Source organism: Alloalcanivorax gelatiniphagus (assembly GCF_005938655.1).
Lineage (GTDB): Bacteria > Pseudomonadota > Gammaproteobacteria > Pseudomonadales > Alcanivoracaceae > Alloalcanivorax > Alloalcanivorax gelatiniphagus.
This window is the reverse complement of the sequence record NZ_VCQT01000015.1, coordinates 36,743-51,215: the sequence shown is the minus strand read 5'-3', so window position 1 is coordinate 51,215 and position 14,473 is coordinate 36,743. Positions and strand designations below refer to the sequence as shown.

Here is a 14,473-nt window from a genome sequence, read left to right as displayed (position 1 = left end):
GCTTACGGCTACCGGGACAGCGACTACTTCTTCCTCAAGATCAAAGCCGCCTTTCCCGGGAATCCGCGATGAACCTAAAAAAAGCCCGGCGCGAGGCCGGGCTTTGGATGGGGTGGAAGGTGTGTATCAGGGCTCGTAGCGCCACTCGCCGTCGTCGCCGGCGACGGGTTGGAAGCCCCGGCTGGCGGTTTGCGGTTGGAAGCCTTCGAACGGGTTGAACACCGGGCCCGTGGTGGCGACGCTTTGCGGGTGCGTCAGGTCGGCCACGTACTGGGAGTCTTCCACCACCTTGCCGCCCAGGGTGCGGTCATTGAGGAACACCCGCGCCTTGCCGTTGGTGGTGTCGACCATCTCGTAAACCCGGTCGCTGTCGGGGTTGTTGGTCACGCGCACGTTCACCTGCCCGGCGCGGATGGAGCCCGGCGTGGGGGCGTTGCTGACCAGGTTGCGGCCTTCCAGGATCACGGTGCCGCCGCCCAGCCCGGTGGTGGTGTGGATACGGTCCACCGCCAGGGTCTGACCGGCCCGGTAGTGCACCTGGCCGCTGCTTTGGGTTTCCGCGCCGGTGACCATGGTCACGTTGCCGTTGCCGCTGACGCTGACCCCATCGGTGCCGCTGATAAGGCCATGCTGGGTCAGGTTGCCGCCGGCGCTCAGGTCCACGCGGCGGCCGTTCAGGTCACCGGTGAGGTCCAGGTCGCCGCCGGTGGTCAGGCCCAGGCCTCCCTGGCCGGTGAGGCCGGTGAGGGTGAGCGGACCGGTGCCCCGGTTGTTGATGTACACACCGCCGCTGCCGCCGGTGGCGCCCAGGGTCTGTACATCCACGTCCAGCGGGTCGCTGGCGCGGGCGATGCCGGTGGCGGCGGTCAGTTCCAGCAGAGCGGCCACGATGTTGTTGGCCTCGGCGTTGCCGTCCAGGATGGCGCCGGCCACCGCGGACAGCATCACCGCGTTGCCGGGGGCCAGGGCCTGCACTTCGTTGACGGTCAGGTTACCGGTCAGCGTGCGCACGCGGATGTCGCCGTTGTTGATGGTGGCGTCCAGGCCGGCCAGGCCGTCCTGCTCTTCCACGTTGATGACACCGGTGTCCGCCTCCGCCCGCAGCCGTTCCGCGCGGGTGGAGATGGCCACCGTGTCGGTGCCGATACCGTCACGGCCGCTCAGCGACACCGCGGCGCCGCTGACGCGGGTGGAAGAGTCGTTGTCGTCCAGCAGTGCACCGTCCTGGGCCATCAGGGTCACGTCGCCATCGGCGTGGATATCGCCCAGGGTGGCATCGCCGCCTTCCACCAGCACGCCGACACGGCCGTCACCGGTGCGGGCCTGGCGGATGAACACCGGACCCTGCTGACGCAGGATGATGTCGCCGGCGTCGCTGAGCGCGTCGATGCGCTCGGCCCGCAGGGTCAACAGGTCGTCCAGGTTTTCGCTTTGCGGCAGGCCGCCGATGCCCTGGCCGGCGCGCAGCGCCACGTAACGGCCGTCGATCTCGCCGGCGCCGTCGGTGGCGATGGCACCGGAGGCGGTCAGAGCCACGTCATGGGTGTTCGCGTCGACCTGGCCAATGCCCAGGTCACCGACGGTACCCACGGTGATGTCGCCGTCGGCGGTGCCGGCCTGGTCCAGACGCAGGTCACCCTGGTTGTCCAGCTGGATGTCGCCGGTGCCGGTCACCGCCAGGGAGGCACTGCCCAGTTCCGAGGTCAGATCGATGCCGTTAACGGCACGGCCCTGCAGATCATCGGCGCTCAGGGTGCCGTTGACGCTGGTGGCCAGGCGGCCGGCGCTGTCGAGCACCGCGTCACCGTTCACCGCCAGGGCGTCGAGGGTCAGGTCACCGCCGGCGCGCAGGTGGGCGTCGCCGTCGGCCAGGCTGCTGTCCTTCACGGTAAGCCCGTTGGCGTCCAGGTCCTCCAGGTGCAGATCACCGCTGCCGGTGATGGTGGCGTAGAGGTTGGTCACGCGGGTCTTCAGGCCGCTGAGCGAGGAACCGATGCTCTTGGCCGCGGACAGGAACAGGTTGTCGCCGTGGATGTGCTCGGCAATGCCCGGGTCGGCCTGAATGCCGCCCTCCTCGCTGGTCACGGACACGTCGCCACCGGCGCGCAGGGTGGACAGGGCCACATCGTCACCGGCCTTCAGGGTCAGGTCGGCGCCGCTGTTCATGGCGCTGCTGGCGTCCATGGTGATCTTGCCACCGGCGTTGGCGTCCAGGTCGGCGCCGGCGGTCAGGTTGGCGCCGTTGGCCAGGGTCAGATCGCCGTCGGAGGCGGTGACCCGGGCGTTGCCGTTCAGGGCGTCCAGGCTGGCGTCGTCGAAGCGAACATCGGTGCCGGCGGTGACGGTCACGTCCCGGTCGGCTTGCAGAGCGCTGACACCGTCCACCTGTACGGCGCCGTCAGCGCTGCTCAGGGTGAGCGAGTCGCTGGCGGTAACGCGGGTGCCATTGGTGATGGTCAGGTCACCGCCGACATTCAGGCTCAGGTTCGCCGGGTCGGCATTCAGCGCGTCGCCGCTGGTCAGGGTGGTGCCGGTCAGGGTACCCGCACCACCGGCTGAGCCGGTGAGCACGCCGCCGGCGGTGACGTTGGCGCGGGTCAGGGACAGGTCGCCTTCTTCACCGGCGGTCAGGCCCAGGGCTCCTTCAGCGCGCACCGTGGTGTCGGCGATGCTGAGGTCGTTGCCGGCGTCGGCGGTGAGATCATTGCCGGCGGTCAGGGTGCTGTCCTGACGCACGGCGAGATCACCGTCACTGGCGGTAAGGCTCATATCGCCGTCGGTGGCCCGCACCTCGGAGTGGTCCACGGTGAGGTCGCCCTTGGCCCGCAGGTCCAGATCGGTGGCGGCGGTGGCCCTGCTGTTGGTCAGGGTCAGGTCCGCGCCCTGCGCGTCCAGGGACAGATCGCCACCGGCATCGGCGGTGGATTGGTCCAGGGTCACGTTCTGGCCGGCGGTGCCGGTGAGGTCGTTGCCGGCGACCAGCGAACCGCCGCTGGTGACGCTCAGGTCTCCGTCGGTGGCGGTGAGGGTCAGGTCGCCCTCGCCGGCTTCCACCGACGAGCTGAGGTTGACGCTCACATCGGTGGCCGCGGTGAGGGTGGCGTCGGTGGCCGCTTGCGCACGGCTGCCCCTGGTAAGCACCACGCTGCCTTCGTCGCTGCCCAGCACCAGGGCCCCGGCGGAGTTGACGCGGCTATTGTCGGTGAGGGTCAGATCACCGCTGCCGGCGTTCAGGGTCAGGTCCACGCTGCCCGGTTCCAGGGGCGCCAGGCGGCGGATTTCAGTCTCGCCGCTGCCCAGGGTGGCGGCGGTCAGGGTCAGCGCCCCGCCGGCATCGCCGTCCAGGAAGCCGCCGGCGCTGACCGTGGAGCGGGTCACCGCCAGATCGCCGCTGGCGGCGGTCAGGGCGGCGTCGCCGTCGGCGCGCACGGTGGCGTCCTGGATGGTCATATTGTCAGCGGCGTCCAGGTCCAGGTCACCGTCGGCCTCGGCGCGGGCACCGTTGGTGAAGGCCAGGTCGCCGCCGGCGTTGCCGGTGAAGTCGCCGCCGGCACGCAGCTCGGAGCCGTCGCGGGCGGTGAAGTCCCCGTCGGTGGCGGTCACCTCCAGGTCGCCGGTGGTGGCTTCCAGGCGCGAGCCTTGCGCCAGGCTGACGCCGCCGCCGGCGCCGATGGTGGCGTCGGTGACCGCGGTGGCCCGGCTATTATTGGTGAGGCTGACGTTGCCTTCTTCGCTGTCCATCACCAGGGCCCCGGCGGACTCCACCACACTGGCCTGGGACAGGGCGATGTCACCACTGCCCGCGTTCAGGGTCAGGTCCAGGTTGTCGGCGGCAGTCGGCGCAAACGGCGCAAAAGGCGGTACCACGGCCGGGCGGCCGCTGGCCAGGGTGGCGGCGGTCAGCAGAATGCCCTGGCCGGCGTCGCCGTCCAGGAAACCGCCGGCGGTGACCGTGGCGCGGGTCACCGTCAGGTTGCCGTCGGTGGCGGTCAGGGCGGCGTCGCCTTCGGCGCGCACCTGGCTGTCCTCGGCGGTGAGGTGGTTACCCGCGTCCAGGTCCAGGTTATCGCCCGCGTTCACTCTGGCTCCGGTGGTGAAAGCCATATTGGTGCCGGCTTTACCGGTCAGATCGTTGCCGGCGGTCAGCTCTGAGGACTGGCTGACGCTCAGCTCACCCTCGCTGGCGGTGAGGCCCAGGTTGCCGTCGGTGGCGGTGAGCGTGGAACCGGCGGACAGCGACAGGTTCTGACCGGCGGTCACGGTGGCATCACCCTGGGCGGTGGCCTGGCTGGTGACCAGGGTCACGCTGCCGGTATCGGCGGTGAGGCTCAAGTCCTGGTCCAGGGATTCCACGCTGGCGCTATTCAGGGACAGATCGGTGCCGGCGCGCAGGGTAACGTCGTCGGTACCGGAGGCGCGGCTGCTCTGGCTGAGGTTGAGAGTGCCATTGGTGGCGGTGGCGTTGAGCGTGCCACCGTTGGCAATCAGCGTGGAGCCCCCGGACATTTGCAGGTCCTGGCCGGCGCTGGCGTCCACCTTGCCACCGGCGGTGGCGTTGCTGCTGGTCATGCGCAGCGAACCCTGGCGCGCGGTCAGCGCCAGGTCCGCGCCGGCGTTGGCGAAGGCGTTGGTCAGCTGCATCTGCCCGTCGGCGGTGAGCGACAGGTCGCCGCCGGCGGTGGCACCGCTGTTCTGGGTGAATTCCAGGTTGCCGCCCTCGGCGGTGGCGGTCAGGTCGCCTCCGGTGGCGGTGAGTCGGCCCGCGCCGGAGACGATCACGTTGTTGCCGGCGGTGAGCTTGAGATCCTGCTCGGCCACCGCACTTCCGGTGTTGAAAATGGCGTTGGTGCCCGCCTTCAGATCGATGTTGCCGTCGGACAGGATCTTGCCACTGTCGACCACCAGCAGCTCGCCGTCCTCGGCGCCCACATGGGTGTCGCCGGTGCCGGTGATGGTGCTGCCCTGGGTCAGACGCACATTGCCGCCGGCGTCCAGATCAAGAGTGCCATCAGCGGGGTCCGCTTCCGGGTCCGTGGAGCCGCCGGCGCTGATCAGACTCTGGATGAGCCCGGCGTCGCCGCCGGCCTGGCCGTCGAAGGCACCACCGGCCAGCATCTGGCTGTTGTTGAGGCTGATGTCGCCGTTGGTGGCGGTCACCGTCATATCGCCGTCGGTTTCGGTGTGCAGCTGCGATTGGGTCAGCAGCACACTGCCGCCGGCGCTGACGGTTTGCGCGCCTTCGGTGGCGGCGCGGCTGTTGTTGAACTGTACGTTGCCGTTGTCGGCGGTCACCGTCATGTCCCCGCCGGACTGCGCGGTGGCGCTGTTCAGGGACACCTGATTGCCGGCCCACAGATCCAGGGTAGTGGCGGCGGTAGCCCTGCTGTTGCCATTCAGCTCCAGGTTGCCGCCGGTGGCGGTGGCGTCCAGGGCGCCGCCGGTGGCGGTGAGGGTGGAAAAGCTGGACAAGGTAACGTTCTGGCCGGCGGTGACGGTTACGTCGTCGTTACCGGTGGCCTGGCTGTTGGCCAGGGTCACGTTGCCGTTTTCGCCGGTCAGCGTCAGATCAGCGCCGGCTTCGACGCTGGAGTCGTTGAGCGACACCGAGTCGCCGCCTTTCAGGGTCAGATCACCGGCGGCTTGCGCGCGGCTGTTCCCCACCAGGGTGACGCTACCCCCGGTGGCGGTGGCGTCCAGGGCACCGTTGGTGGCGGTGAGGGAGGAGAGGCTGGACAGGGAGATGGTCTGGCCGGCGGTGAGGGTCACGTCATCAGCACCGGTGGCCTGGCTGTTGGCCAGGGTCACGTTGCCGTTTTCACCGGTCAGCGTCAGATCAGCGCCGGCTTCGACGCTGGAGTCGTTGAGCGACACCGAGTCGCCGCCTTTCAGGGACAGATCACCGGCGGCTTGCGCGCGGCTGTTCCCCACCAGGGTGACGCTACCCCCGGTGGCGGTGGCGTCCAGGGCACCGTTGGTGGCGGTGAGGGTGGAAAAGCCGGACAGGGTAATGCTCTGGCCGGCGGTAAGGGTCACATCATCGGCACCGGTGGCCTGGCTGCTGACCAGGGTCACGTTGCCGTTCTCGCCGGTCATGGTCAGATCACCGCCGGCTTCGACGCTGGCGCTGTTGAGCGACACCGTGGTGCCGCCTTTCAGGGTCAGGTCACCGTCGGCCTGGGCGTGGCTGTTCTCCACCAGGCTGACGCCGCCCTCGGTGGCGGTGGCGGACAGATCGCCGCCGCTGGTCAGTTGCACGCCGTTGACGGCGGTGATGTCGCCGGTGGTGGCGGTGAAGGTGAGATCGCCGGCGGCGGCCACGTCCGCCTTGAGCAGTTGGCCCTTGCCGCTGCTCAGGCGGGTGTCGCCTTCACCGGTCTGGGTCACCGCCTCGTTCACGGTGAGGGCGCCGTCGGCCACGGTCAGATGCAGGTCGCCGTTGGCGTCCAGGCCGGTGAGACCGGGCAGGCCCAGGTTCGGGGTGACACCACCCACGGTGAGGTCACGGTTCTGGTTGAACAGGTAGAGGCCGCCGTCACCGGCGTCCGCTTCCAGGGCACCGGTTTCGATCAGCAGGGACTGGTCGGCGGTGCCGATGCCATTGCCGGCACGCAGGGCCAGCTGGTCGGCGTACAGTTCCGGGGTGTCGTCCGCCTCGTTGAGGGCGTCGATGGCACCGTCGGCCTCCAGGGTGATGTTGCCGCCCTCGCCGTTGGTGCGCACTTCGCCGAGATGCAGGTCGCCGGCGGCACTGGTGACGGTGACATTGCCGGTGGTGGTGGTGACTTTCTCCACGTCCAGGTCGTCCTGGTCGTGAATATTGACCTCGCCCTTGGCGTCGGCGGTAACCACGTCCACGGCGGTGTCCAGACCACGCTGGGTGACGCTGCCGGTGGCACCGATGCTGTCGCCGGCGGTCAGTTCAAGACGCTTGGCGACGATGCCGGTGTCGTTGTCCTGGTCGTCGTCGATGCGGCCTTTCGCGTTCAGGCGGATGGTGGCGCTGTCGCCGGCGGCGGCCAGTTCATAAACGGTCAGGTTGCCGCCGGCGGTGACATCGATGTCGCCGTTCAGGGTTTCCAGGGCGATCAGCGCCAGGTCGTCGCGCTCGCGCAGCAGCACGTCGCCGTCGCTGGTGCGGCCTTCGACCACGCGGTCCACCTGGGTGTCCAGTTCCACCTGGCCGTCGGCGCGGAAGTACAGATCGCCGCCGGTGACGTTCAGGGTGTCGCCGTTGTCATCGATGATGGCGCCGCCCTGGGCCATCAGATAGGTGTCGCTGTCGGCGGTCACGTCGGTGTCGATGATCTGGGTTTTCAGGCGCAGGTCGCCGTTGTTGCGCAGACCCATGTCGCCGGCGGCGGTGAGACCGCTGAGGCCGTCCACGGTGCCCAGCACCAGCTCGTCGCCGCCGTTGTCGTTGATCACGAAGGCGTCGCCGTCGCCGGCGTCGATGGCGATTTCATTGGTGTCGGTGTACAGCGAGTCCTCTTGGTTGGCGACGCCCTGCTCGGCGCGCACGGCAATGGCCGGGGCGTGCAGGGTACCCACCGACGGCACCCATTCACCGTTCACCCAGGTACCCCCGATGCCGCGTACCGCGCCGTCGGCCTGCAGAGAGATCAGCGTCGGACTGACCACGTCGCCCACCACGCTGATGTTGCCGGCCACGTTTTCGGCACGGATCTCGCCCACGGATTTAATGTCGCCGAGGCCCAGATTGCCGGTGGAGTCCAGGTACACAGCGGTGTTGAGAGCCCGGCCGCTGCTGGTGCCCATATCCAGGCGGTTGGCCTCGATGCCCAGCGGCTTGGCGGCGGACATGTCGATATCGGTGGCCTGGTCGTAGGCGGCGATGGACTGCTTGCGCAGCAGCTCGCTGGCGTCGCGGGCGGCGGTGGCCTTGAACACGGAATGGTCCGTCATGTCCCGGGACACCTGGGTGGTATCGCGCAGTCTGGTCCAGGTATCCACGTTGGTGATCGCGTCCTGGTAGGAGCTCTTGGCCACGTCCAGGTCGTTCAGCGCGTCATTAACCTCGTCCGCCAGGGGCGAGACCACGTTGCGGTCGTATTCATCCACTGCGATTTGCGCGATGGACAGGGCCAGGCTCAGGCCCTGGAACACCGCATCGGAACCGCCGTCACCGCTGAACGGAATGGCCTGGGCCGCGCCGGCGGCCAGGGAAACACCATCCACCGCCGCCTGGGCCACGGACACAATGCGGTTGAGGTTGTCCAGGGCGCTGCTGGCGCTGTCCAGCTGGTTGCTGAGACGGTCGGCGGTGCGCTGGGCGCTGGCCAGGTTCTGCTGGGAGATGTTCTTGCTGACGATCGCCGAGTTGAGCGCGGCGAGGTAAGACTCCAGCTGCTGCTGCAGGGTCTGCAGCTGCAGGACCTTGGCGTTCAGCTCCGCCAACCGGGCGGCGTAGTCGGCGATGGCGGTTTCGCGGTCGATTTCCGCGTCACGTTGGCTGGGGGTATTGCCGATCAGGGTGACGTGGTCGCCGCGTACGTTCTGGTCGACGCCGTTGCCGTCCAGGATTACGCCATCACGGGCGATCACATAGACGTCGCCGTGGCTGCCGGCGTCCAGCATGCCCAGGGTCACGTTGTGGTCGGCGTCCAGGGTGATGTTGCCGCCGTCTTCGGTGATCAGGTTGCCGGCGATGATATTGCCGTTGTAGCCCTCATTGGTGGTGTCGCCGCGGGCGGTCAGGGTGATGCTGCCACCGCCGGGCAGGCGAATGGTGTCGTCCTGATTCAGGAACACGATGTTGCCGTTGGTGGCGGTCAGCACCAGCTTGCCACCGTCCATCACCAGGATGCCGCCGTTGTTGTCGAGCACGGTGATTGACGCGGCCACGATGGTGACGCCGCCGGCGCCCTTGCCCACCAGGCTGTCGGCGTCCACTTCCACGGCACCGGGGCTGGCGGCGTTGACGTCGCCATTGCCGCCGCTCACCGACATCTGGTCCACGTCCAGCACCAGGGCGCCGGTGTTGCCGACGCCTTGCTGGGCACGCAGGTCCACCTTGCGGGCCACCACATTGGCCTCGCTGGCGCCGTCCGGGCGGGCGTCGTTGATGGCGCCGCCACTGGTCAGGGTGACGTTGCCACCGGCGGAGGTCACGGTGCCCAGGTTCATGGTGCTGGCGGTGTCGATGTTCACATCGCCGCCGGCGGCGCGGGCCCGGATCAGGTCCAGCGGGCCGGCTTTTTTGTTGCGCAGATAGATGCCGCCGTTGCGGGCGTCGACCACCAGTTCGTCGACGCGGATTTCCAGCGCGTCCACGACGCCATCGGCGGCGCCCACTTGCAGGGCGTCCAGGGTCAGATCTTCGGCGACGATGTTGTCGTCGTCACCGTTACCGTCGCTGACCCGGCCGGTGGCCTTGAAGGTCACGCTGCCGCCGCTGGACAGCTTGCCCAGCACGGTGTTACCGGACTGGGTGAAGTCGATGTCACCACCGGCCTCCCCGTCCAGCATGCTCAGGGCGCCCACGTTGGTCACGTAGACGTGGCCGTCGGAGAGCATGGACAGCCTGCCGGTGATAGCGGTGGAAAGGTCACGGCTGTCGCTGCCGATGCTGCCGGCGTCCAGTTTCACGTCCTTGCCGGTGATGGCGGTGTTTTCGCCGTCGCCGTTGAGAGCGCCGGTGGCGGTGAGGCTGATCAGGCCGTCCGCGGACACCTGACCCAGATTCAGATCACCTTGATGGCTGACGGTCAGGTCGCGGTCGGCGCCGCCGGCGGCGGCGTTCAGGGCGAGGGGACCCTCGCCACGGTTATCCAGGTCGATGTCACCGTCGCGGGTGGTAGCGTCGATGCGGTTGGCGTCGGTGGTCAGGTCGATGTCGTCGCCGGCGGCCAGTGTCAGGCCGTCGGCGGCCAGCACGCCGCCGCCGTCGCCGATACGACCACTGGCGCTCAGGTCCACCTGATGACCGCTCAGATCAACGCCTTCCACGATCAGGTTGCCGGCCCCGTTGTTGAAGGCCAGGTCCAGCCCTTCGCCGCCGCTGCGCTGCACCGCCAGGTGTTCGTTGGCGCGGTTGAAGGTGACGCCGCCAGCGTCGTCGGTCACCGACACATTGCCGCCCAGGGTGGTGGCATCCAGGCTCGACAGCAGGCCGGTGTTGGCCACATAGGTGCCGGCCAGGCTGGTGCCGGTGATGGTGGTGAGGCTGTCCACCTTGGTGGCCAACGCCTGCACCGAGCTGCCGATGGCGCCGTCCGCGTCCAGGGTCAGGTGATTGGCGCTCACGTTCAGCGGCGCACCGCCGTCGCCGCGAATGTTGCCGCCCTGGCTGATCACCGAGGCGTCGCCGTCCTGAACCTCCACCAGGCCCAGCACCACGTCGCCCACCGTGGCTTCCAGTTCCACCTTGGCGTTCTCGCCATGGGAGCGAATGGCAGCGGCATTCAGGCCATTGTTCTCGGTCAGATAAACGCCGTTGCCGCCGGAGTTGGCGTTCAGGCTGTTGCTCTGGGTTTTCAGGGCGCCGCCACTCTGGCCGATGCGATCCGCGGCCTGCAGATACACGTAGCGACCGGTAAGGATGGCGGTGTCGCCGCCGTTGTAGAGACCGCCGCCTCGGGACAGCATGGTCAGCTGGTCGGTGGCGGAGACGGTGTCACCGATGACGATATTGTCGTCGGCGCCGATCACCACGTCGTGGCTGCCGGTGGCGCCGTTGCTCAGCGTAATGTTGCCGTCGGCGTTGCTGATGCCGGTGGACGAGGTGGGCAGGCCGCCCTGGCTGATGCGTTCGCCGGCGCTGATCTTGCCAAGCACCAGCTCACCGTCCTGATCGTCCACGTAAATGCCACCGTCCTGGGTGGACGCGGAGAGCACGTCCACGGCGGTGGTCACCGCCTGGCCGGTGTTGCCGATGGCCCCGTCCGCTTTCAGATTGGTGGCCCAGGCTTCCACGTTGGGTTCGGCGCCATCGCTGCCGCGCAGGTCGCCTTTTTCCGCGGTGATCAGGGCACGCAGGCCGGCTTCGACGCTGTTGTCACCGGTGCTGACCCGTTCCAGGGTCAGATCGCCGCCGGTGTCGGTGATCACTACGTGGCCTTTTTGGGCTTCGGCGCGCAGGGTGTCCGCGTCGATGCGCAGGGCATTGTTTTCGGCGCCGATGGTGGCACCGTCCACGGTGGTGGTCAGCGTCACGTGCTCGCCGCTGGCGGCGGTGTCCAGGTTGCCATTACCGACGATGTTGCCGGCGGCGGTGACGCTCAGGTCCCCCTCCACGTTAACGCCGGACAGGGTCACGCCGCCGTCGCCGTGGGTAAAGTCCAGATCGGTTTTCACGGTATCGCGGCTGGCGCTCAGCGTTTGCCCGTTGAACTGGACGCTGACGGCGTCCTGCACCGGGTCGCCGGTTACCGGATCGGTGCCAGCCTGGGTGAAGTTCACTTCGGCGTTGTCGCCGGTGGTGATGCTCAGGCTGTCGAGTTCATCGGCCTCGTTGACGCGGATGGCGCCGCTCTCGCTGCTCACCGCCAGGTCGTCCACGTCGGTGTGCACGGCGCCGGCGGCGCCGATGCCGGTGCCCGCCTTGAGGGTCGTGGAGCCACCGCTGATGGAACCACCGTTGGAAACAATGGCGTTGTCCGCCTCCAGGGTGGAGGCCGCCGCGGTGATGGTCCCGGATTGTTCCAGGTCGTCGCCGGCCATGGTCAGTTCGGTGGCGGCGGTGATATCACCCTGGTTGACCACGGAGGACACCACCGCGTCTTTCTGGCTGCCGGAGAGCAACACATGGCCGGCTTCGATTTTACCGCCCGGGCCGTTCTTGACGCTGCCGGTGGCGCCGCTCAGGTCCGCGTCGGTCACCGAAAAAGTGACCAGCCCGTTGCCGGTCAGATCGATGTCGTAGGAGCCGTCATTGGCCAGGGTCACGCGGCCCACGTTGGCAATGATGTGGCCGGTGTTTTCCACATTGGGAGCGATCAGGTAGACGAAGCCGCCGTTGCCGACCTTGATCTCGCCCTGGTTGGTGATGGACGCGTTGTTCATCAGCTCGCCGCTGAAGTTGAGCTTGCCGTCCATGAAGTCCTGATCGGCGATGTCGAAGGTGGTGGCCAGCAGGCCGGCCACGTCGATCTCGGCGCTGGCGCCGAACACGATGCCGTTGGGGTTGATCAGGAAGATGTTGCCGTTGGCGGTGAGCGCGCCCTTGATCTGGGACACGGTGCCGCCGGTGACCCGGTTAAGGGTCACATCGCTGTTGGCCTGGTGGATGAATTTGACCAGCTCGCCGGGATCAATGCTGAAGTCGTTCCAGTTGATCACCGCCTTGTTGGACAGCTGGTTGATAATGGTCTCCACGCCGTTCGGCGTGATCGAGGCATCCCCCCGCACCACCTCACCGCCAGTGGGGCCGGCTTGGACCGCGCCGCTGAAGCCGAACACTGAAACCGATACGGCGACCGCCACTGAAGCATTGCGTTTTTTATTCCGTGCCATGATTCGTTACCCGTAAAAGTGGTGGCGCTCAGAAGCGGTAGCGTGCTTGAGCGTAGAAATAATTGTTGTCACCGGTTTCGGTGCCCAGCGGCAGCCCCCAATCCAGGCGCACCTCGATGGGTTTCCAGGGCCGTGCAAGCAGACCCAGGCTGACGCCGGAGATGTCCTGTTCATCGTCCTGGTCGTAGAACGGCTTCTTGATGTACAGACGGCCATGGCTGAGCTGGCCGATCAGTTGGTAGCGGGAATCGTCGGCGAACAGGTCATAGCGCGCCTCCAGGGAGGCGGTGAAGCCGCTGTCGCCGGAATAGATCGACGGCGGGTGGCCTTTCACGGAATTGGCGCCACCGATGGCCCACTGCTCGCTGGACACCAGCGGGTCGAAGGCGTACTGGCCGTACAGGCGCGGGATCAGCAGGGTGCGCGCGTTAAGGCGCTGGATGCGGGCCAGGTCCAGGGTGACCTTGGTGAAGTCGTTGTCGGCGCCGGCGAAGGCGCGGCTGGACAGCGTGGAGTTGTCGTCCATGCCGCCCAGGCTTTCGCCCAGGCCGTGGTGCAGGTCCACCGACATCAGGCTGCGGCCGGACAGGTCGGTGCGGTCCAGAGCCACGCCCACCCGCAGCTTGCGGATGCGGTCCTGGGCGATGCGCACGCCGAGCATGTCCTGATCCAGATCGGTGCCTTCCAGCCAGGCGCTGTAGGTCAGCACGCTGCGCGCGGACAGGATCTGGTCCTGCAACACACCGACCCCGAGGCCGGTGCTGTCGCCTTCCACTTCCAGCACCTCGAAGTCCCGGCCCACGTTGACGTTGCCGGTGGAGCCGTACACCTGGACGCTGGTACCGCGAGCGTTCACCGGCGTTACGTAATCCGCGTAGGCGAACCAGGCGTCGCCGTCGCCGATGGACTGCATGCCGATCAGGTTGGCGTTGTCGCCCCGGCCGGTCAGGTTCTGCAGGGTGATGGACGGCACCACCCGGTAGCGACCGGTGTCCTTGCTGCCGTAGTTGTTCAGTTCCAGAGCGCCGGTGACGCGCGGCGCTTCCTCGACCTTGATGATCAGGTCGGTGTAGCCCTGGCGGGCGCCGGGTTTGAGGGCGGCGGCGGCTTCGATGCCGGATTGACGGTTGAGGCGGGTCAGGGCCCGTTCCACCCGATCCAGTCGCACCGGCTCATCGCGGTGCACGTCGGCGGCGGCCAGGGCATCGAGGATGCGCCGGGAGGCGTAGCGCTGATTGCCTTCGATGCGGATCTCACCCAGCTGGCCTTCCAGCACCACCAGTTTCACCGGCGTGCCGTCGGCGAAGGTCTGCTGCGGCACCACCACCTTGACCAGCGGGTAGCCGGCGTCGTGGTAGAACGCCTCCACCTTGGCGGCCAGGCTCTGGATGTCCTTGAGCGTCATGGGTTTGCCGATTTCCGAGGCGATCAGCCCGGACAGATCGGAGGCGGTGTAGGTGTAGTTACCCTGGAAGGTGACGCCGTTGACCACCACCTGAGGCGGCGCGCTTTGCGCCCGGGCCGGGCCGACATGGAAGGCCAGCGCCAGGGCCAAAAGTGCGATACGCAAGAAACCGGATTGACTGCTCATTGATACATCCCGAAAAACCCGTCGATAAAAGGATCGAGATGGAGAGCACGGTGCGGACGCACCCCGGGTGGCGGTTTTAGGTCCCTTCCCCCGTATTTTTTGCTATCCCCGGTCGGAGTTCATGGCTCCGATCGTTGTTCTCACCCCCTGGTCCGAAGACCGGCTGCAAACTCTTTCATTCAAGGAACGAGTTCACAATTCGGCGAATCTATTTCACAGGAACACAACGGTCAACGTGCATTTATTTACAATAGTTGACCTTTTACAATGAGCTTAGATCACTAAATTTTCGCAGCCTTAGGGGATTTTAAGCCTAAATCATTAGACGGCTGTTGCCCGGCTTTCCCGGGGGTTCACAACCCTTCAGCGACTGTTTCAGGAGAGGGAACGAAGAAACGATATGCAGTAATA

General features: G+C 67.2%; 2 protein-coding genes. Both read right to left on the bottom strand.

The features are described from left to right. Positions 1–126: 126 nt before the first annotated feature. The gene (locus FGS76_RS19410; RefSeq protein ID WP_170214387.1) at positions 127–12,471 is read right to left on the bottom strand and encodes a two-partner secretion domain-containing protein; all 12,345 of its coding nucleotides are present in this window, start codon (positions 12,469–12,471) and stop codon (positions 127–129) included. A gap of 28 nt (positions 12,472–12,499) precedes the next feature. Beyond that, a complete protein-coding gene (locus tag FGS76_RS03295) occupies positions 12,500–14,062 on the bottom strand; it encodes a ShlB/FhaC/HecB family hemolysin secretion/activation protein (protein WP_138771204.1) in 1,563 nt (520 codons plus the stop codon). Between the last annotated feature and the right edge of the window lie 411 nt (positions 14,063–14,473).